Origin of the sequence: Virgibacillus sp. NKC19-3, assembly GCF_019837165.1 — a bacterium.
Lineage (GTDB): Bacteria > Bacillota > Bacilli > Bacillales > Amphibacillaceae > Virgibacillus_L > Virgibacillus_L saliphilus.
Map to the genome: position 1 here is coordinate 2,885,517 of NZ_JAGYHC010000001.1, position 23,828 is coordinate 2,909,344.

Annotated in this window: 21 protein-coding genes and 1 pseudogene; 3 read left to right on the forward strand and 19 right to left on the reverse strand. The window is 38.9% G+C overall.

Annotated elements, in window-relative coordinates; translation table 11 throughout:
- Positions 1-2: 2 nt before the first annotated feature.
- Together KFZ56_RS14030 and KFZ56_RS14035 are read right to left on the reverse strand one after the other, a co-directional pair.
- A complete protein-coding gene (locus KFZ56_RS14030; protein ID WP_222642531.1) occupies positions 3-227 on the reverse strand; it encodes a hypothetical protein in 225 nt (74 codons plus the stop codon).
- A gap of 269 nt (positions 228-496) precedes the next feature.
- Entirely contained in the window at positions 497-592 is a 96-nt protein-coding gene (locus KFZ56_RS14035) for a putative holin-like toxin (RefSeq protein WP_222642532.1), read from the reverse strand.
- A 677-nt stretch (positions 593-1,269) separates the two neighbouring features.
- On the opposite strand from KFZ56_RS14035, the gene KFZ56_RS14040 reads away from it, so the two are divergent.
- Positions 1,270-2,406 (forward strand): YibE/F family protein, encoded by a 1,137-nt coding sequence (locus KFZ56_RS14040; RefSeq protein WP_375540680.1) that lies wholly within the window; start codon positions 1,270-1,272, stop codon positions 2,404-2,406.
- Positions 2,403-3,182, forward strand: coding sequence for a YibE/F family protein (locus tag KFZ56_RS14045; RefSeq protein WP_222642533.1), 780 nt, complete (start codon positions 2,403-2,405; stop codon positions 3,180-3,182). The genes KFZ56_RS14040 and KFZ56_RS14045 overlap by 4 nt, the downstream gene beginning before the upstream one ends.
- A 342-nt stretch (positions 3,183-3,524) precedes the next feature.
- Here the strand turns inward: KFZ56_RS14045 and KFZ56_RS14050 are convergent, their stop codons facing one another.
- Positions 3,525-4,952 (reverse strand): aldehyde dehydrogenase family protein, encoded by a 1,428-nt coding sequence (locus KFZ56_RS14050; protein WP_222642534.1) that lies wholly within the window; start codon positions 4,950-4,952, stop codon positions 3,525-3,527.
- 163 nt (positions 4,953-5,115) lie between these two features.
- Positions 5,116-7,062 (reverse strand): lipoteichoic acid synthase, encoded by a 1,947-nt coding sequence (gene ltaS, locus KFZ56_RS14055; RefSeq protein WP_222642535.1) that lies wholly within the window; start codon positions 7,060-7,062, stop codon positions 5,116-5,118.
- A 630-nt stretch (positions 7,063-7,692) separates the two neighbouring features.
- On the opposite strand from ltaS, the gene KFZ56_RS19605 reads away from it, so the two are divergent.
- Positions 7,693-7,821 carry a hypothetical protein gene (locus KFZ56_RS19605; protein ID WP_255585149.1) on the forward strand — a complete coding sequence of 43 codons (129 nt, stop codon included), beginning with the start codon at positions 7,693-7,695 and terminating at the stop codon, positions 7,819-7,821.
- Positions 7,822-7,946: 125 nt separating this feature from the next.
- Here the strand turns inward: KFZ56_RS19605 and KFZ56_RS14060 are convergent, their stop codons facing one another.
- From KFZ56_RS14060 to KFZ56_RS14125, 15 genes and pseudogenes are all read right to left on the reverse strand, one after another.
- Positions 7,947-8,195, reverse strand: a complete 249-nt coding sequence (locus KFZ56_RS14060; RefSeq protein ID WP_222642536.1) for a hypothetical protein — start codon at positions 8,193-8,195, stop codon at positions 7,947-7,949.
- A 367-nt stretch (positions 8,196-8,562) separates the two neighbouring features.
- Entirely contained in the window at positions 8,563-8,838 is a 276-nt protein-coding gene (locus KFZ56_RS14065) for a hemolysin XhlA family protein (protein WP_222642537.1), read from the reverse strand.
- A 234-nt stretch (positions 8,839-9,072) separates the two neighbouring features.
- The gene (locus tag KFZ56_RS14070; protein WP_222642538.1) at positions 9,073-10,035 is read right to left on the reverse strand and encodes an agmatinase family protein; all 963 of its coding nucleotides are present in this window, start codon (positions 10,033-10,035) and stop codon (positions 9,073-9,075) included.
- A gap of 264 nt (positions 10,036-10,299) precedes the next feature.
- Entirely contained in the window at positions 10,300-11,142 is an 843-nt protein-coding gene (locus KFZ56_RS14075) for a carbohydrate ABC transporter permease (protein WP_222642539.1), read from the reverse strand.
- Between the two features lie 42 nt (positions 11,143-11,184).
- Entirely contained in the window at positions 11,185-12,078 is an 894-nt protein-coding gene (locus tag KFZ56_RS14080) for a carbohydrate ABC transporter permease (RefSeq protein WP_222642540.1), read from the reverse strand.
- Between the two features lie 95 nt (positions 12,079-12,173).
- Entirely contained in the window at positions 12,174-13,484 is a 1,311-nt protein-coding gene (locus KFZ56_RS14085; RefSeq protein WP_222643999.1) for an ABC transporter substrate-binding protein, read from the reverse strand.
- A 124-nt stretch (positions 13,485-13,608) separates the two neighbouring features.
- A complete protein-coding gene (gene murQ / locus KFZ56_RS14090; RefSeq protein WP_222642541.1) occupies positions 13,609-14,508 on the reverse strand; it encodes an N-acetylmuramic acid 6-phosphate etherase in 900 nt (299 codons plus the stop codon).
- Between the two features lie 349 nt (positions 14,509-14,857).
- Positions 14,858-15,502 (reverse strand): TetR/AcrR family transcriptional regulator, encoded by a 645-nt coding sequence (locus KFZ56_RS14095; RefSeq protein WP_222642542.1) that lies wholly within the window; start codon positions 15,500-15,502, stop codon positions 14,858-14,860.
- Between the two features lie 9 nt (positions 15,503-15,511).
- The gene (locus tag KFZ56_RS14100; protein ID WP_222642543.1) at positions 15,512-16,675 is read right to left on the reverse strand and encodes an ABC transporter permease; all 1,164 of its coding nucleotides are present in this window, start codon (positions 16,673-16,675) and stop codon (positions 15,512-15,514) included.
- Positions 16,672-17,373 carry an ABC transporter ATP-binding protein gene (locus tag KFZ56_RS14105; protein ID WP_222642544.1) on the reverse strand — a complete coding sequence of 234 codons (702 nt, stop codon included), beginning with the start codon at positions 17,371-17,373 and terminating at the stop codon, positions 16,672-16,674. Before KFZ56_RS14105 ends, KFZ56_RS14100 begins: the two co-directional genes overlap by 4 nt.
- Before the next feature lie 239 nt (positions 17,374-17,612).
- The gene (locus KFZ56_RS14110) at positions 17,613-19,463 is read right to left on the reverse strand and encodes an exo-beta-N-acetylmuramidase NamZ domain-containing protein (protein WP_255585150.1); all 1,851 of its coding nucleotides are present in this window, start codon (positions 19,461-19,463) and stop codon (positions 17,613-17,615) included.
- Complete coding sequence (locus KFZ56_RS14115; RefSeq protein WP_309228304.1) at positions 19,450-20,628, reverse strand: endonuclease/exonuclease/phosphatase family protein; 1,179 nt, start codon at positions 20,626-20,628, stop codon at positions 19,450-19,452. The genes KFZ56_RS14110 and KFZ56_RS14115 overlap by 14 nt, the downstream gene beginning before the upstream one ends.
- 34 nt (positions 20,629-20,662) lie before the next feature.
- Positions 20,663-22,132, reverse strand: coding sequence for a serine hydrolase domain-containing protein (locus KFZ56_RS14120; protein ID WP_222642545.1), 1,470 nt, complete (start codon positions 22,130-22,132; stop codon positions 20,663-20,665).
- A 147-nt stretch (positions 22,133-22,279) separates the two neighbouring features.
- Complete coding sequence (locus KFZ56_RS20085; protein WP_375540702.1) at positions 22,280-22,528, reverse strand: FIMAH domain-containing protein; 249 nt, start codon at positions 22,526-22,528, stop codon at positions 22,280-22,282.
- A 36-nt stretch (positions 22,529-22,564) separates the two neighbouring features.
- A pseudogene (locus KFZ56_RS14125) lies at positions 22,565-23,824 on the reverse strand (exo-beta-N-acetylmuramidase NamZ family protein); the annotation flags it as partial.
- Positions 23,825-23,828 lie beyond the last annotated feature (4 nt).

Below are 23,828 nucleotides of genomic sequence, written 5' to 3' on the forward strand. Positions count from 1 at the left end.
TTTCACCTATTCCTTCTGTCCCCGTTCCCAACGTCATGACCAAAATTGCAACATTGATCAATGTGAATAATGGAACTGTCCAAACCTGCGTTGCACCGTAAATAACCAATAAACATCGTATCGACGGCGGCTAAAACATATTCCATCGACTGCGTCATTCCGGACAATTCTGCAACCTGACTGGCATTTCTTACATACATACTAAAAGAATGCCGATGTACACTCAATCGTTACAACTCCTCCGTAACCACTATAGCATACTGCATTTTAATAGAGAAAAAGATGACTCCTGGTGAAATATTTAGTAACGATACAGCCCCTTTTTTGTTTTCAAAACCTGGTTTTATGGTATACTATAGGTAGAATGATGCATATACTGAAAAAGACCACAGCTGTAACTGTGGCCCAGTGATAAGCGGTTCCCTTTAGGGGGGTTCGGCTATCCTTTACGAATAGACCTCTCCGAACAATGACTGTTAAGGGTTAATAGAGAGGTCTATTTTTTATTGATCATTCGATACACAAGTGTCAGCAATGCTATCAAAAAGGTGCCAAATCCAAACAGCACCATAAACACTTCATAAGTGCTCAAGTGACATCACCCCCTTCTAACTGTAGAAGGGTTAGCCGGCCTATCCCTAAAAGAACATTATCTGGTTATTAGTATATCATAAATTTGGTGAAAATAACCATGAAAAGGGAACATTTGTTTTACTTATTTTTAAATACTCCTCGAGCTGATACATCTATCATCGTTATACTATTTTGTGAATACCCTTCCCCTTTTTCCGGTTTTCTTTGATTTACAATATACTACAAGCCTCTAGTGCTTGTATAATTTAGTATATGCTACCGTTTTTTTGATTCGTAATGCAAATGACGGGAGAAAAGTAGAATCTTGGCAAATGGCAGGGTTTTAGTCAGTGTAGTATTCTTGTTTTGCTTGGTTTTCCCTATATCGAGCCCATGAAATGAATGTTTATACCAACTTTCTATCAATGTATACATAGAAGCTTGTAGATTTATGTGTTTTAAACTGCCTGTGCTTACGTAGGGAGGTCGTCTATCTGTCATACTTCTTGCTGTTTCTAAAATGAGGAAGTAACGAAGAAATGACAGATTGGGAACACAGAAACTTGATACATAACCAACTCCTTATTCGCTTGACCATTGGAACACATTCCTGCTATTCTAAGTCCATCATGAACGGAATACTGCTTGTAAAGCTTTTACCATTAATGACGCTGCGCTTCCTTGGAGGTTTGTGTTTTGAACGCTATCCTAAATAAATTAAAAAACATGACACCGATACAAATTGGGTTTTATATTGTCCTTGTCATTTGCTTTGTGGTATCGATTATTTTTGTAACACATAATCATGCACACTATGACTCTCCAATTGCTAAAGTCACCGAAGCTAATCTAGTCAATACGGAAGAAGTGACAGATATAAATGACAATCAGGATAAACGGTTTATGCAAGATATTATGGCGGAATTACAAAATGGACAGGCTAAAGGACAGCAAATCCATTTAGAAAACGAGTATTCATCATCTGGAGCATATGACCAGGAATATGAAGTTGGAGACGAACTGTTTGTTTCGATCGATGAAAACAAAGAAGATAACAATCTAACCGGCAGCATAACGGATGTAAAACGAGATAAATACATTGTGTTTGTTGCTTGGATTTTTATTTTTGTCTTGCTCATCGTTGGGAAAAAGCAGGGGTTATTTTCAATCATCAGTTTAGCCGTTAATGCTACGCTGTTAACCTATGCTTTGGATGTTTATGTGAATACGGAGAGCATGCGTTTATTGTGGGTATGTGGGATAAGCGCTGTTTTATTCACCGTGATTTCGTTGTTAATCGTGAACGGTTTTAATGAAAAAACCTATACAGCCATTATTTCAACGCTACTTGGTACGTTTCTATGTCTTGCCATCACTTACTTTGTTCTATGGATTACTTCCGAAAACGGACTCCGATATGAAGAAATGGAATTTCTGACCAGGCCTTATAAAGCTGTTTTCTTGGCCGGATTATTACTCGGATCGTTGGGGGGCGTTATGGATATCGCCATCACCATTGCCTCCTCCATTTTTGGGTTGTATGAATCAAATCATCAGATATCTATTCGCGAACTGAAAACATCAGGAATGAATATTGGCAAAGATATTATGGGAACAATCACCAATATTTTATTTTTCGTCTATATCAGTGGCTCCATCCCAATGCTTATTTTATATTTTAATAACGGTTCTCCCGTGGTATTTTCTCTTTCTATGAACCTTTCATTGGAATTAGCCAGAGCTTTGGCGGGTGGAATTGGTATCGTGTTAACCATTCCAATCGGTGTATACACAGCAATATTTTTCGTAAAACGAAAGAAGGCGAAATCATGAATGTACTAGTTGTTCTCGCAATTATATTATTCGTATTAATGGCTCTGATCGGCGGGGGGAAAGGAATAAGATCCTTCGTGGCACTTTTCCTAAATTTTGGTGTGCTCCTGCTTACCATCATTATCATGAGCATTCCAACCATTAATCCGCTTATTCCGACACTCATGGCATGTACGGTGATCAGCTGTATCAATCTGTTTTACATTAATGAAGTAAACCGTAAAACAAAAACAGCCTTTCTTTCTACTATGATCACGATAGTCCTGTTGCTCTTTTTTATTATTATGGTGACAGAAAAAGCAAAAATCCAAGGATTCGGAGAAGAAGAAACGGAAGAAATCAGCGCATTTTCCCTTTATGTCGGAGTCGATTTTGTAAAAGTTGCTGCTTGTATGATCATTATGAGTGCAATCGGCTCGATTATAGATGTTGCTATTTCGATAGCCTCGCCGATCAACGAAATATATCGCCATAATCCATCCATTAGTAGGAAAGCATTATTCACTTCCGGATTGAAGATTGGTCGTGACATTTTGGGAACCGATACGAATACATTGTTTTTCGCCTTTTTTGGGAGTTATCTCGGGCTATTGATATGGTTTAAAGATTTATCTTATACATTTGGTGAAATTATCAATTCCAACGTATTTAGTGCGGAAATAATCAATATTCTTTGTGCTGGTATTGGTGTAGCATTAATTATACCAATTACAGCCTGGATTACGTCGTACTCATTGGTAAAACAAGAGAGAAAAAGTAAGGGGATACGTAAATAGGATGCATGATCTCGGTATAACATAAGAACCGCTATTCATGATTATAAAATGTAAACGGATCACCTGCTAAATGAGATGGTCCGCTTACATAAGATATTTTAAGTTTGTTACTTTTGACACGAAAAATATAAACTGCGACGTAATGTGCAATTCTCATCGCCATTTGGTGTTAATTGCGAATATAATTTAACGCCAGAAACCGAAATACTAGCAGAGGAAATACATGGATACGCCTGTGGGAAACGATTAGCCTAGGCGAGACCCCTCAGCGCGAGGAGGCTCATCAGCCGCCTTTTGGTGCGCAAAAAATGCCTCAATGAATATTTCAGGTTATTATTTTACTTAGGATGGCATTCCGAGTACAGACTTAACTTCTAAATACTCGTCGATACCGTAATCTCCCCATTCGCGGCCAACGCCTGATTCTTTATAGCCTCCAAATGGAGCAGAGAAATCTGCTTTGGCATTATTGATGGTAATTCTTCCAGCTCGCAGACGTGAAGCTACTTTTTTGAGTTTCTCCTCATCCTCGCCGAATACATACCCAGCTAGTCCGTATACCGTATCATTGGCTATTTCAATGGCTTCATCGAGGTCCTCATATGTGATAATTGACATGACAGGTCCAAAAATCTCTTCCTGGGCAATTACCATATCATTTCTCACATCGGTGAAGACAGTCGGTTTCACATAATAACCTTCCTCCAGGCCTTCAGGTTTTCCGGTACCGCCTGCAACGAGAGTAGCTCCCTCATCCATACCTTTTTCAATATAGCTCTGGACACGATCCCATTGTTTCTTGGATACAAGTGGACCAACAACACTATTTTCATCATTTGGATCCCCAACTAAGAATGTAGGTAATGTTTCTTTGACTGCTTCTATAAAATTATCATGCATCGAACGTGGAATCAGGGTACGCGTCGCGGCTGTACAAACCTGACCAGTATTCATCAGAACATTAGAGACAGCTGTTTTTGCAGCCTTCTTCACATCGGCATCTTCAAGGATAACAAGTGGTGATTTCCCGCCAAGCTCAAGCGCAACTTTCTTAATCGTCTTGGCAGCATTTTCCGATACCTTTTGTCCAACTGCCCCAGAGCCGGTAAATGATACAAGATCAATCCCGGGATGAGAGCTGATGCCATTGCCAATTGTTTCTCCTGTACCATTCACAAGATTAAAAACCCCTTTTGGTACACCAGCCGTTTCAAAGATTTCTGCTAGAAGAATAGCAGCATATGGGGTAAGCTCTGCGGGCTTCAGAACAACCGTGTTTCCAGCTGCCAATGCACCGGCCAATTTCGTAGAGGTTTGGTTTGTTGGGAAATTCCATGGTGTAATCAAACCACTGACCCCAACTGGTTCTTTTGCAACCAGTGAATCTCCACGCTTTTCTGTGAATTCAAAATCTCTTAGCAGTTTTGCTGTTTCCCTAAAATGCTGCAACCCCATGTTATAGTGAACTTTTTCAGTCATAGAGACTGGAGAACCTAGCTCCTCCTTGATGACCTCAATCAACTCATCTTTGCGATTCTCATATTCCCTTGCAATACGTTCAAGCAATTCTGCTCGGTATTCCTTCGTTGTTGTTGAAAATGAAGGAAAAGCATCCCTTGCTGCTTTTACCGCACGATCCAGATCTTCTTTCGTTCCGAGGCTAATACGTCCAGTTACTTCCTCCGTGGCTGGGTTAATTACCTCTTCCGTCTCAGAACCTGTGGACTCCATCCATTTACCATTAATATAGTGTCTTGTATAATCACGCATGTGATCTCCCCCTTTTTAAGGATGTAAAGTTCGTTTATAGAGGACATTTCCCTGATTGGTCTAGTCCTAAACAAAATGACTCCAGCAACGATGCCAGAGTCATTTTGTTTATTAAAGATGTCTATTTTCAAGAATACCGTTCAAATTTATCAGCACCCTTGAATTACGATTCATCTTCTTCCTCTTCTTCATTTCCCCCGTAGAAATAATCATTATGATCTACAGGTTCCCAATCCTCATTCGGCGTGTAGAAACGTAATAGATCTCCATACATTACTTCATCTGACAATTCCAACTCTCGAACTGCAGTTTCACGCTGTTCCTTCATCTCTTCTGTTGGTTCCTCGATCTCTTCTTTCGTTTCATTATCATAATACACACCGTTAACGTAACTGTATTCTTCTGTCATAAAGTCACCATTTCGAAATGGAACAAAATCCTTGTGGTCCTCCGAGAACAAGTCTGTACCAAACTGAATATAATCTTCGGAATCAATACCCAAAAGATGTAATAACGTCGGCACAACATCCACCATACCAGCATATTCATGATTTGTGCCTTGTCCTTCAACACCCGGCACACGAATCATATATGGGACGCGTTGTAATTCTGCATTCTTAAGTGGCGTGATCTCTTCATCCATGATTTCACCCATTGCTCGATTATGGTTATCTGAAATACCATAATGATCCCCGTAAAGCATAATGATGGAATCCTCATACAATCCCGCTTCTTTCAAGTCATCAAAGAATTGTTCCAAAGCTTCATCCATATAGCGTGCGGTTTGGAAATAACGGTCAACCGAACCATCACCCGTTTCTGCTGGATCAATTGTAGCTTCCTCTTCATCAATTAAATAGGGGTGATGATGAGTTAATGTCATCATATGCGCATAAAACGGCTCATCCATATCTTCAAGTAAAGGAATTGATTCCTCCAAGAATGGCTTATCTTTTAGCCCATAGTTAATGACGTTATCTTCACTCATATCATAGTAACTAGAATCATAGAACTCATCAATTCCTAGATATTTGTAAACTTCATCCCGATTCCAAAATGATTTATCATCTCCGTGGAAAACAGCACTTGTATAATCCTGTTGCTGATTCATAATAGCAGGCAAGGATTGATACGTATTGCTTCCTTTGGTTACAAACGCAGCACCTTGAGGTAACCCATACTGCGACGTATCCATAATTAATTCCGCATCCGCAGTTTTTCCTTGTTCCGTCTGATGGAAGAAATTATCAAAATACGTAAAGTCCTGGCTCTCATCATTGACCAATGAATTTAAGAATGGCGTTACTTCCTCTCCATGTAGCTCATAATTGATTAAAAAGGACTGAAATGACTCCAGGTGTATTTTAATGACATTTTTGCCTTCCCCTTCTCCAAAATAATCCGGATTTGGTTCTGCATATTTACTATCCGTATAATTTTCAACTTCTGTTAGATCACTGCTATCAGCTAAAACACGTCTTGTGGAGGTTTCAGCACTTTGAATAGCGTCATGAATTAAGAAATTATAGACACCAAGATATTTCACTACATAATTACGGTCAAACGTACGTTCCAATAATTGTGGACGGTCTGCTTCTGCCAAACCAAGGTTCACCGTAAAAACCACAACACCCGCCATTAATACCATAACCGGTTTACGGATCTGCATACGTGTTGGTGACCAATTTGTACGCATCTTTACAAATAATACGATCAAAATAATTAAATCTACGGTATACAACAGGTCATGTATCATTGCTAAATCTGCAATACTACTACCCAAACTACCGAAATTACTTGTTTGAAATAGCGTCGGTATGGTAATAAAATCACTATTAGCACGATTGAAAACCACATTTGCATACAGTATAAACGTTAATATCGTGTCAATAATAATAACCCATATTCCCGCTCTTCTGCCTTTAACAAACAATGCCAATCCCAGAAAAATCAATCCGGAACTGAGTGGATTAAAGAATAATAGAAATTCCTGTATCCCATTGCTTACACCTAAACTAAATTCTACTGAATATATAATATACGTTTTTATCCAAAAAAGCACTACAGCGATCGCAAAGAACCCCATCTTCGTAGATAAAAATTTCTTCACTTTCTCCACCTCATAATTAATTATATTTTAATTTAATGCTTCATATTCGAATAAATTTTTATTATACGCCCAACGACGTAAAAAGGCAACATGAAATTTTTGGTGGTTTGTCTCCTCATTAGCGCCACCATGCGAAAATGGTGAGGTACCCTATAAAAATTCATCTATGATCCTTTTAAATGAAAAAACGTATTCTCCATTAGCTTGCACAAATTCCCCTTCGCTACTAGATCGATAAACGATTCCAACAATAATTAGCGCAGCATACCCCGTAAATAAAACATAATAAATACTATGTGCGTTTAACGCAACAAGTTCACACCATATTCCATAAATAGTACTGCAATAATAATGGCTAATCACATCGGAAAGCATCTGAAAGAAAAAGCAAATGTTCCAATACATTGAGTCTGCTTTCATGCAAAACCACATATAGCCTCGTTAAGAGAGGATTTATAATGACATTTTTCAGAAAGAATAACTTTTCATTTTTTCATAAGTTTTCATTTCGTATAAAGCTTATCTCATTTTATGTTAGCAGTTCTAGAGGTATGAAACAAGTAAAAAGGATTTTTAGGAACAAAGGCGCATGGCGCCCGGTTAGCAACGTACAAACTGGAACACTTCGCAGTGAGATTAGATGAACTTGACTTATCACTAGTAGTGGTGAAAGCCAAAGTGAATCTTATGCTTGGAAAGCGAAAAGGAAACACGGCGAGGTACGAGCCGATGTTGACTTATCGTAATGGAGAATTGTGAAGTTTGCTAGTTGCTGGGCGCTGGAGCCGGATGTGGCTACTTTTGGAAATCAAATTATCCACAAGCAAATAATTTTATAATTTCCTAGGTAGTAAAAAAAATAAGCCTGCTATATGCACGCTTTCTTAACTAACACTACGTATTATTTGTCTTTTTACCTTTGTTCTCATTAATGATTCTACTAAAATAAATTTCTGATCCAATTTCCGAAGGTTTTGCTGTAATCCAGATAAATCCGTTTCTATTTCGTTTACCCGATTTTCTGTTTTTAAAATAAGTTGATTCACATGATTGCCATTTTCCCTTATATCTTGCATTTCCTCCATCATCCCCGTAAAGCGTTCCAGCAATTCCTCCAACATTTCTCTGGTCAATACATACATCCTCCTTTGCAATACATAAAGATTAGCATTGGCTAAGGAAACACTACAAGAGTATTTCGAATTATCTTCGTGTCTGAAATAGGTCAAATTATCCTTAATTCATATGAAAATGAGTTCATAGTGAAACAACTGAAACCTATAAATAGGAATTCAGCGAGTTTTATTGATCATCCATTATAACATTTCATTTCTTTACTGATTCAGGGATACGGCTTGTTTAACATCATGTATAACAGGCCCAAAGGATTCTAAATCACTTTGGATATTTTCATTACTTCATTTTGTTTTTCTATGTTTGTGTCAATGGAGGAAAATGTGAAATAGTAATGGAAAAAATCAGCCCGCAAGAATGCACGTTTCAATTGGCTTCTTCCTGAAGAATTGTAATTTCTGCTCTTGCTTGTAGTAGATCATCCGAAAGCACGGTAACTTTTTTATCCAGGATATGGATATCATGTCTCATTTCTTTCATTTCCGTTTCCATATTTTCTACTCTTGTTTCTATATTTTCTACTCTTGTTTCTATATTACCAACCCTTGTCTCTATGGTCCCTACTGTCTCTTTAACCTCATTTAAACTTTCTCCTAATTCTTTCATCATTAAAAATAAATCCCTATTTGAAATATCAGCCATACATTCTCACTCCTCTCATTTGTTTATTAAGTGTAGCACCACTTCTATATCCAAACAACCGAACAAAAGGTGAAATTTCGACAGAAAGGGACAGGCAAAATGCCATTTCCTCCTAGGAGAAAATGGCATTTTAGCGTAGTTTTACGCCTATAAAACGCAATATTAACCATATTACAATTTTCTTCATTATTCCATAAGAAAACCGCTCCCGATCAAGGAAACGGCTCTGTCATTTTATTCGTTCTGTTTCCGTAACATGTTTCCGGCCAATGCATAAAGCACAGCATAGGTAACAAAATGCGAGGAGTTATCATTTATGTCTTGTTGTGGATAAACTTCCACATAATCCATTCCACGGATACCGAGTTTGGCAAATTCATGAACAAGTTCAAGCAGTTCAAAGGAGGTTATCCCGTTTCCATCAACCGGTCCCCCTGGATTAAAAGCAAAATCAAGCACATCACTGCAAATACTTAAATAGACAGCTTCTGTTCCTTCACTTGCAATATCATATGCTTGTCGTGCTAACGCTGGCAAATCATTTTCATTGCCGGATTTACGGACATCCCTTACGGAAATCGTTGCTGCACCAACCTCTTTTGCATATTTTCCCGTTTCAGGTTTATTACGTGGTCCATGAATGCCCATATGGACAATACTTTCATTGCGCACACTTTCGCTTTCATAAATGCGGTGAAAAGGCGTGCTGCGCGCATATAAATCACCTTCATAATCGGGATGGTTATCATAGTGCGCATCCAAATGAATGATCCCCACCTGTCCATCAATCTCTTCACTTAAGGCCTTTACAATCGGGTATGTTATCCCATGATCCCCACCAAATGCAACAGGGAATGTATTCGTTTTCCAAACATCACTTGCAACATTTTCAATACGGCGCATTGTTTCAATCGTATCTGCAGGAACCACATCGACATCACCTAAGTCACCTACAGCATAATGTGCTAATACATTGATATCATTTAATTCGGGCAGGTATCCTGAATAACGAGCCGAATTCAATCGAATCACTTTTGGGCCCAATTCAGCGCCTGTATAGTCCCCCCATGTGACAGAGCCTTCCCAAGGGACTCCGTATATCAACACATCTCTATCATTCGTACTATCATCCTTCAAATTAACTTTTCTACCACCTAAAAAACAAGGTGTATTGCCATAAATTCTTTCTTGACTCAATGTGGTATCACTCCTTATTTATATCGAATGTGTGAAAAATGACTTTTACTTGGATATGTCGACGTAAAACATTTTCATCTGCTTCGTTTTTACAGTTCCGGTTCAATCACATATCTTAACGTTTATACCCTTTTTTTCACTTTTAAAACATTTTCTGAAGGATAACTGCTGGCTCCACTGAAAACGATAACGACCCTTTGAAGGGGACTTCTGATATGACGACCGACATCAAAAGCGACACCTAAAATGATGTCGCCTTTAACCTTATCCCTTAATCGCTCCTTCCGTCATTCCCTTCGCAATCCGCCGCTGGAAAATTGCATAAAGAACAATCACAGGAACAATCGCTATAATAAGACTTGCGAATAATGTCCCCCAAGCATTGGTATACTGCGCCTCACTGCTAATAAAATCAATCGCTAGTGCCAGTGTATAATTCTCACTGCTCTGCAGAAAAATCAATGCCATGAAGTATTCGTTCCAGAACTGAATCGTATTCATAATCGTTACCGTAATAATTCCTGACATACTCAAAGGAGTAATGATTTTTACCAATATACCATACGGTGACATTCCATCAATGGCTGCAGCTTCTTCCAGCGATTTCGGAATCGTGCTCAAAAAGCTGGTTAGAACGAATATCGTGAATGGCAACTGACTAACAGCATATACAATTGCCAGCCCAAATATATTATCAAGCAAATTAAATTCCATTAATAAGAAGAATAACGGAATCCATCCAAGCACCATCGGAATCATCATGGCGGAAACATATAAAATAAATAAAAAATTACTCCCGCGAAACTTCAATCGTTCAATGGCATATGCCGTTGGTATCGCGAGCGCTAATGTTAAAATTGCACCAACTGCCGTCACAATGAAACTATTAAAAACGCTTGTGTCAATATTATAATTTGTCCATGCATCAGCAAAATTTTGCCAGTTCAATGATTCAGGGATCCCCCAAGGATTTCTGTAGATCTCTGCATTTGATTTGAAAGACCCGAGAAACATCCAGAAAATCGGATATAATACTGCTATTGTCCAGAGGATGAGCGGAATCCGTATCCCTGTTTTTCCCAGGATTTCACCTACACTACGCTTCACGATTTTCCCCTCCTTTTTTCCATTTTCATTACATAGAGCATCCTAATACTCTACTTTGTCTCTTCGCATGAGCAATTGTAAAAGGAGTACAGTAATTAATGAAAGGGCTAAAATCATCACACCAATTGTCGCTCCATAACCGAAGTTATATTGTACAAATGCCTGCTGATAAAGGTAAGATCCCATCACATGGGTAGAATTATTTGGTCCACCACCAGTCATCACTTGCACCAGAATAAAAGAGCCATTTAATGTTGTGATAACGATATAAAGCACAGAAATTTTTACCTGGGGCCATACTAAAGGCAACGTCACCTTCCAAAATTGCTGCCATTGCGAGGCACCATCTATTTCAGCTGCTTCATAATAACTTTTGGATATATTGGCAATTCCCCCCATAAGCATCAAAAGGAATAATCCGATACCGGCCCATATGGATGGCAAAACAAGACTCGGTAGTGCCCATGTCTCGCTCCCCAGCCAAGGCCTTGCTACAGATTCAAGTCCCAGAAATTCCAGAGCCGAATTAACCAATCCCAAATCCGGGTTATACACAAACGTCCAAAGGATCCCAATAACGACAACAGACATAATATTCGGGAAGAAGAATACAATTCGATAAAATGGTGCTTCCTTTATTTTTAATTGTGTTAAAGCAACAGCAAAGAACATGGCCATAATCATAATTCCAATAACCTTTGTAACCACAAGGAAATAATCATGAATAATGGTATTCGGAATGATTGCATCATTTATTAATTGTATGTAGTTATCTAATCCAATGAATTCCATGTTCTGTGACGATCCTGAAAAATCAAAGAAGGAATAGTACAAACCACTAAACAAAGGATAAAGTGTAAAAATAACAAACATTATAAAAGTAGGCACCAAACAAAAAGCTAGAAAGGTATATTTTTGTTTTTTAGACTGTACCATCCAAATCACTCTTTTCTATACATAACTAGTATGGAATGTAAGGATGGAGAAAAAATCCTTAACATCCCATACTGTCTCCACTTCCTCCAGTATGATTAACGGTAATTAGCTGCAGCAGCTTCCGCTTCTTCCACAAATTCTTCCGCTGTCATGTTCCCTAACATGAGAGACATTAAAGCATCTCCAATTGGCGTTTCCAAATCCGCACTCATTGGATGTGGCTTTTCGTATATTTGCACTTGTTCCGGATCGTTAATCATCTCATTTGCATCTATTAAATAGGAAGGTACATTTTCATTTTCTGTTAAGTCAACGTCGGAAACATTCATAATTGCCCCCGTATGTTCAGAAAATGACATCGCATATTCTCTTGAAAATACAAATTCTACAAAAGCCTTAGCAGCCTCTGGATTTTCTGCCTCTTCTGCAATGGCTAAAGGACGTAAATCCGGAACAATTGCATAGGCTTCGCCAGCATCCTGCATTGGCGACGGGATAAAACCATATTCATAACCTTCAGGCACATCACTTTCCATTTCATTTGGCAACCAGAATCCAACCGGTATAAAAGCATTATCTCCAAGCAAGAAATTCATTTGCGATTGTGTATGATTTAACGCGCCCAAGCCTGAATCAAACATCCCCTCCTGTTGCATCTGTTCCACCTTTTTCATTGTCTCCAGCACTACGTCACTCGACCAGGCACCTTCTGCACCTGTAATCAGATCTGCCAGCAACTCATCGCCGCCAGCCGCACCAAATGCAGGATAAAGCATACCTCGCAGGAAGTAATAAGGATGTTCTCCACTTGTTACAAATGGGTCAACTCCTTCTACTTCTTTAACTTCTTCCATTGAACGCATGAAACTATCAAAATCTGTTGGAACCTCATATTCATTTTCTTCAAATAATGCTTTATCGTACCATGTACCCCAAGCATCAAACACTAAAGGAAGCGAATATATTTCTCCATCAAATTTCCCAGGTTCTACAATAAAACTATCTAATAGAGCATCGCCATTTTCAAGTTCAATACCTTCAGCCCATTCCGTTAGATTCATCAATTGACCATCTTCTACCATTTGTGTTTCACTTGATCCTGCCCCGTCAATATATACAACATCTGGTGGATCTCCAGAAACCCAGCGCGTACGCATTTCATCATTAATATTTGGACCTGCATATTCCGTAATGCTTACATCCGGATATTCCTCTTGGAAATCAGCAATCACTTCTTTCCACCAGGAATCGCCATAGCCCCCAACGAAATATTGTATTTCGAGTTCACCTGAAATTTCCCCGTCTCCTTCAGAAGCTTCTCCTGCTTCATTGGTTTCCCCTGTAACTGAAGTCTCTTCATCATCCGATGAACAGGCTGCCATTAAAACGAGCAGTAAAACAGCCATCAATAGAAACAGTGCACGTCCTTTGAATCGTTTTTTCACATTATTTGCCCCCTTTGAATAATATATATGAAACGCATTAATAGTTAGGAAACTATGAATGCGATTTCGAATACATCTCGAACGATTAACTGAAATAATCAATCGCTTCTCGCACATAGCCTTTGCTTATCGCAATCGCCTTTTTTGCTTCTTGATAGGTAACTCCCGCTTCCATCATAACAATGGCAGGCTTTACTTCATGATTCGTCTGTGTTAGCACCTTCGAAGTCTCCTCATAGGTTGCATTTGTAATCTCCATTACGATCCGCTTTGCTCGCTCCATTAATTTATAATTACTTGCATGAACATCGACCATTAAGTTTTCATAAACCTTTCCAAGCTTAACCATCACGGTTGTACTAATCATGTTCAATATCATTTTATGCGAGCTAGCTGCTTTCATACGTGTGGATCCAGTTAAAACTTCTGAACCGACGATGACTTCAATCGCACAATCTGCTAATTTGCTAATTAATGAATTTTCATTACATGCTAGGGAAATGGTACATGCTCCCAATTCACGCGCGTATGTCAATGCTCCAATTGGATATGGCGTTCTGCCACTTGCTGTAATTCCTATAACAGCATCATGAACGGTAATGTCTTTCTCTTTTAAATCCGCTTTTCCTTGCTCTTCTTTATCTTCTACTCCTTCAACGGCAGTGAAGAATGCATCATTACCACCTGCTATCACAGTTTGCACCAGTGATGGTGGTGTCATGAAAGTAGGCGGCATTTCCGAAGCATCTATCACACCTAACCTTCCACTTGTGCCCGCACCTACATAGAATAGTCTTCCACCATTCGTAAGTGACTTATAAATCTTTTCTACAGCAATTTCAACTTGCGGTAATACCGACTCGATAGCATAAGCAACTTTTTTATCTTCCTCATTAATCGTTTGTAGCATTTCCGATGTAGGCATCTGATCAAAATTCATACTATTTTGATTTCTTTTCTCAGTAATTAGTTGAGACAACTCCATGTTTATGCCGATCCCTTCGCTTGTATTTTTCAAAGTCTTTTATATTAACAGTATATTAAACCGTTTACAATTAATGCTTAATACCTAGATATAATTTATTATAGTATAAGGTTAGTGAATTATTTTGTCAATAACAATTTTCATAAATGTAATATTATTTTATTTTTTCGGTCATAACACCATTTTTTCACGTACATATTTTCTTTTAGGTATCAAAATACAGGTCTTTCGGTTAACCATGTATAAATCACCCCTTGCAATCTACTTAGGTCGGTACTGTTATCATAACAGTATGATCACCTTTAAAAAGCATAAGCAAGAAGGAAAACATTTCCCTTCTTGCTTATTACTACTGTTCCGGGCGTAATCCATCATAGATTAATTTTATAAGTTGTGTCACTTCCTGCTCAGTTATGTTGCGATTTAATAGCAATGCAGGCAAGGCCGTACTGAAGATATTGGTAAAAATAAAATACATCATTCGTGTTGGAGCGATATCCTTTACCTCTCCCCGTTTGATATATGCGACTAATATCGGCTGAAAAACTTTGCTTATTTGTTCTGGGATAACATCCTTTATCATTGTTTTAAAATCTTCGCGAAACACGATTTCTCTTGCGAATAAAATAACCGCCTCTTTATTTTGCAGGGCAAAGTCCAAGCGGTTCCGAACTACTTTCTCTAATAATTCATAGAAGGGTTGTTCGTCTTCGGTCTGGATCGACTGATAGAGTTCTTTGAGGACAACCGGAAAAATAAATTCCTTATAGAGAGGCAACAATACCCCTAATAATAAATTTTCCTTATTGTGAAAATGCTTATATACCGTACCCTCGGACACCTGCGCATGGCTTGCAATATCTTTTGTAGATGTCTGATGAAAGCCTTTTTCGCTAAACAGCTTTAACGCCGATTGTGCGACCGCCTGCTGTTTATCAGATAGTTCATCAATATGGGGCAATTCTTCTTCCAACATTTTAAAAATAGATTTCAATTTTCTCACCTAGACCTTTCGATACCGTCTCATACCAAAGATATTAAGGATTGCGAATAATACAATCAATAAGAACAAAATAGATAGCGGCAATAACAAATCCTGAAATCCAGCGCCTTTGAGCACAACATCAATCATGGAATTTCCTGCGTGATAGAGGGGCATGATTGGCGCTATCCACTGTAGCCAGGGTTCCATGCTCTCCACCTTCAGCATACCCGAAAAAAAGATTTGAGGAATAATAATTAATGGGATAAACTGCATCATTTGAAATTCACTTTTAACAAAGGTAGATAAAAGCAAGCCAAGTCCTAAGGCTACGAAGCTTAGTAGAATATTGATCATAAACATCGTAACCAACGATCCCGCGATGTCCATATCCAAGATATAGACAGAAAACAAGATGATCACAGCTGTCTGTAGCACCGCGAAAATGCCATAACCGAATAAATAACCACATATAATATCAGATTTTTTAATCGGAGTGGACAATAATTTGTCTAATGTCCCGCTACTTCTTTCCTTTAACATTGCCATTCCTGAAATAAGAAAGACGAAGAAGAAAACAAAGAAACTAACCAACACGGGATTAATAATATCAAAAAAACGATGGTTGTCATCGCCATAAATATAGTTCACGCTCAGAGCCTCATTGTCCATATCGATGGTTGTATCGAATTCCGTATCCAACATCATCTCCGAGTCCATATTTTCTTGGACTTCTGGCGGCATTTGTTCGATAGCTTGAGATATCCCCTGCATGTTATCAATCAATTCTTCTATGTTATCAGCCAAATGAGTGATGTTGCTTTCCATCACTGCTTGCGAGCTGCTTTGAATAGTGGATCCTTCATCGATTGGATTATCATTAAGAATGGTCAGCGTCCATTCTTCTCCTTTTTCTTCGAGAACGCCATTGGCATGGCCTTCTTGCAAATAGGTTTCAGCATCAATATCTTGTTCTTCTTTTACATAAACTTGCTCATCCTCTAAAATATCAATAATATCGGCATCTACATTGACAGCTGCAATTGTTATTTCATCATCTGGATCGGGAAAGATATAATTGAGTAAGGCAATGACCAAGATCGGTGCAATAAACAATAAGGCAAGCGTTCGCTTGTCACGGAGTACCTGTTTACCAATACGTTTCATCAAGAATAAGATTTTCATTCTTCTTCCTCCAATTTTAAGAAGACCTGATCGATATTATCTACTTTAAAGTTATCTAAAATTTGCTGAGGTGTGCCACGGACCGCGATGCCTTGATTTTTCATTAATAGTAGCTGATCACACTTCATTGCCTCGTCCATGATATGGGTGGTAATCAAGATTGTGCTTTCCTCCTTTAATACATGGAGTTGTTCCCAAATATCCAGCTTTAATACCGGGTCAATCCCTACGGTAGGTTCATCAAGTATCAAAAATTGCGGGCGATTAATAAGGGCAATCGCAAGCGAAAGTCGGCGTTTCATCCCCCCTGAATAATGTTCCACCAGCTTGTGTTGTTCTTTTTCAAGTTGCACGAGACTCAATATTTCTCTTATCCGTCTTTTAGCTATTTTTCTTCTGTACATATGTGCGAAGAATTGGATATTCTCTATCCCGGTCAAATCATGATATAAGGAATCGCTTTGTGCCATATATCCGATTTGATTAAGCAACTTACGGTTAGGCACCTGTATATTATTCATCGAGATCGAACCTGTGTCAGAATGTTCCATTCCCATGATGCATTTAATCAATGTGGTTTTCCCAGCTCCGGATGGTCCAATTAAACCAGTAATATGGCGGTCGTATATCGGAACAGTAACATGGTTTAATACGGATTGCTTTCCATAATGCTTGGAAACATGTTGGACTTGTATCACGTAATTTCCTCTTTTCTTTATAATGAGTGAGTGCTTACTCACTATTGTAAGTTATTTATTTGTAAAACGCAACAACGACTAGAAACATGCCGGTTGAAAAACGTAGAGATTCAGATTTAGTCCAAAGTAAAGGAAACACACCACACCTTATACTTTCTATCTTCACGAAAAACCCACGTTCCAAACCAAACGTGGGTTTTTCAAATAATAATTTTAGCTAACTCCTTTGCGCATTCCTATTAATGCATTAAATCAACAACGATTTGTGAGGAATAATCAGGAATTTCATATTCAAGTTCATCTACCTTCAGGTTAAGTTCTGCTACAAACATGTTATTTTCAAGATAATAATCAATGCTTGAAATGACAGGACTATTATCGATGGGAATCGATCCACCTTCCTCATGTAAATCTCCTTCTATTTCCCCGAAAGGAATACGGAGAATCAATTGTTCATCCGTTTCTTCCATTTCATAATTTGTTACTGTTTTATTCAGATCAAATACAATTCTAGAATAATCAGCATGGATACCACTTCGAATATCCTCTACATAAGGTGATGAAATGTCTACTTCACGAGAAGCCGTAAGACCATTATATTCGGCTGTTAACTCTCCCTTCCCTTCATTCTCAGCATAAAAGACACCATCTTCTACATAACCAATATTATTGGACACTTCCCACTGAACTGCTGAAGCGTCAATTTCTATTTTCTCTCCATTCTCATCATATCCTTTGATGGTTAAATCAACACTTTCTCCTGGTGCGGCATTCAAATCCAAAGGTAAGATTCCTATGGATGCTTGTTCTTCATACGGATCAACATCATTTGGGTATGGACCATAACGTAAATAAGGGTTACGAATCTCATCCACCCATGTATTTAATTCACCTTCCCAGGATTCGATTATCTCATCAACGGGAGTATCATTCATAATCATTTCTGGAACGTCCGTATCACCTATCAACTCTGCATAGCTTTCATCCATCGTAAAGTCTTCTGGGTTCTGATCACGCATCCCGTCCACCAATTGTAATCCTAATTCAACTAAATCAATGGTAGTAGGATCCTCCATATGAATCTGGACGCCACCAACTAATTCTCCCTCATATTTTCCAGATGTCGGCCTGTAGTAAGTCGATCCAAAGGTGACCCCTTCTATATTACGACTATTCATCTCTTGTGCTAATGCTTCCCCGTCTATCCCCGGTGCACCAACCAATTCAAATGGTTGTGTGGTTCCAAGTCCAGTAGATAAACTTGTATTCTCAAGTAATTCTGTCCCCGCATACAAGTACGCACTTTCTTCTGTCGGTATATTGGGAGAAGTCATCACCCATGGAAGACCTGTATCCTCGAAATGCATCGTCCTTTCCCAGCCCTCCATTTTGGCCACTTTTACATTCACCCCCATGCTGTATTCATGATTCCACATGGTGGCTAGTTCACCAATGGTTAAACCATGACGAACAGGCAATAAAAACCTGCCCATAAAACTAACCGTTTCCTCGGAACGAAGTGGTCCTTCCACTTTTGTTCCACCAATTGGATTCGGACGGTCTAACACAATAACTTCTTTATCATATTCAGCTGCTGCTTCCATCACAAATCCGAGCGTATAAATATAGGTATATACATTGGAACCAATATCTTGAATATCAAATAGTAATACATCCACGTCTTCCAGCATCTCTTCCGTTGGTTTCCAAGTGGGGCCGTATAAACTATATACAGGTAGCCCTGTTCGCTCATCAGTATAAGACTCTACATATTCTCCAGCTTCCTGGTTACCTCGGATACCATGTTCAGGGCCAAATAATGCTGTTAAATGAACATTCGGATGTTGAAACAATAAATCAATGTCATCTGTTACCACATTACTAGCTACGCCAGTCGGATTTGTTATTAACCCAACTTTTTTCCCTTTAACCCAATCCAAGTGGTCACTCAAAAAAACTTCAATGCCAGGCCTAACTCCATCTGTATCGTCAACAACATTATCCTTTTCTGTTGCACTGGAAGTAATCAATGAGAATAGCAGAACGAATAATAGAAATACAGCAATGATAAAAAATCTATTCATTTTCATATTGCTCTTTCTCCCTCCATCTATCAATCAGATACTCCGTATCCGATTGTAATAGGCTATATGCATCTTCAGAAATCATTTCATTTTTCTTCAAAGCATCTAATAACACACTTAATTTATCAAGATGTTTCAACACTTTAGCCGCATTATGCTCACGTTCATAATAACTTACGGTAGTTATATTAATTTCCAATGCACGGACTGTATGCTCTCCAGCAAATTCTCCCTTTTCATCAAATAATTCAACAAGCATACGCATTCCCTCTGCCAAGAGCGAATGATTACCACGCACCACTGTAACGTCAGCTGTGACTGGAAGATGATCCGACGCTTGGGAATGATGTAGTTGTGCATTATTTACATGCATTCTCGGCGACGACAATATATAATCAATTCTTCTATCTGGTGCGTCTGTTGGAAACGTATATCCAGAGGTCCCCTTTGTCACATCCCAAGCATCATCAAACCAATGAAAAAGTGGGTTCAATTCATCAGCATCTGGCCTTGCGTTCATATCTCCAACTAATATATTGTATTGATGTTCAGCCATAATTTCATGCATATCATTAATTTGCATTTGTCGAACCGTTGGATCTGATTGACTGTCCAAATGAGTAACATAAAACCATACATTTACTCCATCAACACGTATTTGTGCTTCCAAAAAGCCTGGAGCTGGCTTTGGTGTAGGGTTAGGTTCCTGACTAGATAGCCTTGTTATCTCATGATTATTTGCCTCTACAATTGGATATTTGCTTAGAATGCCAACCCCGTATTGTCTTCTTGGATCCCCGTTTTCTACTGGTTCCAGATCATAGATTGGTGCAAAGAAATAATACATATCCAGTTTCTCGGCAAGTATTGCTAACGTATCTTCGTATTGGCTCCTACTTCCCCAATGGACATCAACTTCCTGTAATCCTATAATATCCGCTCCACTTTCGCGAATCGTAGTTGCTATTCGATCCAGATCATATTTTCCATCCATTCCTGATCCTGCTTGTATATTATAAGTTGCAATACGGGTATTCACCTCACTGCTATGCTGTAAATTATGTTGCCAGTTCATTTCTATTTCTTCGCTCGCACTATGCTTAGCTGCTACGGCAGTCAAAGGTGATAATAATAGAAGCAATGTTAAAATTGATACACACCATTTTTGCACATTATTTCCTCCTCGTATCAAACACAGGAATCGTCTATTGCCATTTTCCGATCAAATAATTAGCATTTTGCTTAAGCCTATGATAGATTTCTTCGGACATCAGACCATTCTCTTGTTGATGATTTAACAAGTTTTTAAAACCTTCTAAGTGCTTGGTGACTTTTTCAACTGATTCTTGTTGTTCATACTGGCTAACAGCGGTAAGATGTACGTTTAAAGTGCGAGCGGCTTCATCCGGTATATCTCCCTTTTCTTCCAAATTCGCTACAAGTTCTTTGATCGTATTTGCACTCCATGCGTTTATGGCATCTGCTGTCTTTTCAGCAACTTCCTGACGAATCGGATTCGTCGATGGTGTTTGATCTATCGGATGAACCCGGTTGGTTAATAGGATCGTTATCGATTCGCTTGTTGGGCTAATAACCACTGAGGTTCCAGTGAATCCGGTATGACCAATAGTTGTAGTTTCAGCCAATGTACCCATATACCATTCCTGATTCAACTCCCATCCTAGGCCATGATCGTCGCCGGGAAATTCTGGCGTATGATTTTGTGTTATCAGTTCCACCGTTTCCTCTTTTAGAATACGTGTGTCATTATACGTGCCCTCATTTAACATCATTTGTGAAAACACGGCTAAATCAAAAGCGGTTGAGAATACACCAGCATGCCCTGCAACACCATCAAGTACAAACGCATTGCCATCATGTACATCTCCATGCACCATCCCTCTTCCTGGCACATATGCAGTCGCGGCTATACGATCGATTAACGTCTCTGGTGGGTTGTACATCGTATCTGTCATCCCAAGTGGTTCTGTAATATGTTCACTCACATATTCATCAAGACGCATTCCTGACCATTCTTCAACAAGCGCTCCCAATGTAATCATATTTAAATCACTGTATTCATAATGATCCCCGGGCTCATTTTCCAGTGGGTAACCAAATACGATTTGAAACGCCTCTTCCCGATTCTCTGCCATATTTTCAAGTGGGATCCAGGCAGTAAATCCTGAAGTATGTGTCATTAGCTGACGAATCGTTACATCCGATTTATCATTTTCCGCAAATGCCGGTATATGTTTTGCTACCGGATCATCTAGTTCAAATTCGCCTTCTTCATACAATTGCATCGCAGCTGTGACAGTAAACAATTTACTAATGGAGGCAAGATCAAATATCGTATCATTTTCCATGTCTACAGGGTTTTCTACTTCGGTAAATTCATCATCTACATAGCGCAATGCGTGACCGTAATTGGATTGTTTAACAATTTTCCCTTCTCTTGCAACGAAAGCAACTGCTCCTGGCATTTCTTTATCTTGTATGGATTGTAAAATGGAAGCATCCATTTCATTTAACGGTGCATCCAGCATATGGACACTTTCCGGTTCTCCAGGTAGCAATTCCGATGAAGCAGCAAAGCTCACTCTGTTTTGAATTGTAAATATTGTTACAAAAGCCAGACAAATCAGTATAACGAATAGCCATTTATTTTTCATTTACTCCCCTCATTTCTGAGCTTCAGGAATTTAGAAATTTACCATATATGAAACTATCATTTGAATCAGACATATTGTTTCGTTAGAAGACCCTGTATGATCCTCAACTCTTATCACACAGGATCTTCGTAAATCAAATCTATCTCTTTATTCCCATTGGTCAATCAGAATATCTGAGGCCGATTGAAGTGTTTCATACGCATTTTCCGAAATGAGTTCATTATCTTTCTGTTGATCAAGCAATAGTTTAAAACTATTCATGTGATTAATGACTTTTTCTGCGGCTTCCTGATTTTCAAAGCGTTCCACTGCCGTTAAATGCATATTTAAAGAATGTGCAGCATTATCACTTGTAAATTCTCCCGCTTCCTCAAAATCTTCCACAAGTACTTTTATATCTGCGGCACTTTCAACATCTTTATCAGACTCCGAATAAAGGAGATAGTTATCACGAACCGTATTAAAATCCTCCAAATCAGCCGTCCAGGTATTAACAATCTCTTCTACGGATGTTCCTTGTTCAATTTGTTCACGTACCCATCCATTTCCAATCAAATTATCAAAAAATGATACACCTTCATTATCTTCATCGCGAAATTCAAAATCCTCCGGATAAAGATCATGAATTGTTTTTACAATGGTGAGTCCTGTTTCAACAGACTGATAGGTTTCCCTATCCGTTACATAAATTTCAATACCACCTGAAAGCTCACCCGCATGTTTGGAAAACTGTGGTGTAAAATAGGCCGCCCTGAAACTCACACCAGGTAATTCCAGATCATTCAACTCCTCAGCAAGATCCGCACCATCAATGAACGGTGCTCCGATTAATTGAAATGGTTTTGTGGTACCTCGTCCTTCGGAGACATTTGTTCCTTCAATTAAAGCAGATCCCGGATAAACAAGAGCCGAATCCAGTGTTGGCATGTTCGGAGACGGTCCTACCCAGGATAGCGTCGTGTCATCATAATACATGGAACGATCCCACCCGCTCATCTCGACCACATCAAGATTAGCTCCAATATCGAACTCATCATTGAATAATAATGCCAGCTCACCAACGGTCATACCATGACGCAACGGAATCGGATACATGCCAACAAAAGAGGAATATTCCGAATCGAGTACAGGCCCCTCTACGTTTGAACCTCCAATCGGATTTGGCCGATCCAGGACAATGATTTCAATATCGTTTTCCGCAGCAGCTTCCATTGCATACGCCATCGTATAGATATACGTATAAAATCTCGTTCCAACATCTTGGATATCAAAGACGAGCACATCCACCCCTTCTAACATTTCCGGTGTCGGCTTTCTCGTCTCTCCGTATAAACTATAAACTGGAAGCCCAGTTTTTTCATCAATATAAAATTCAACATAATCCCCGGCCTGTGCATCGCCTCGAACTCCATGTTCAGGTCCATAAAGGGATACAAGATTAAACTCAGAATGGGTATGGAACAAATCAACGATACTGTTTAGGTTCTGATCAACACCAGTTGGATTTGTAATCAGGCCTACATTTTTACCTTGAATCTTTTCTATCTCTTCATCTAATAATACGTCTATACCAAGTTGCAATTCCTCTTGATTTGCATCTTGCTGATCCGCTGTTCCTTTACTTGCTGCTACTAACAGCAAGGTCGAAAACAGAAGAAGTACGATAACACTGCTAAAATAGATTTTCTTCATTTTA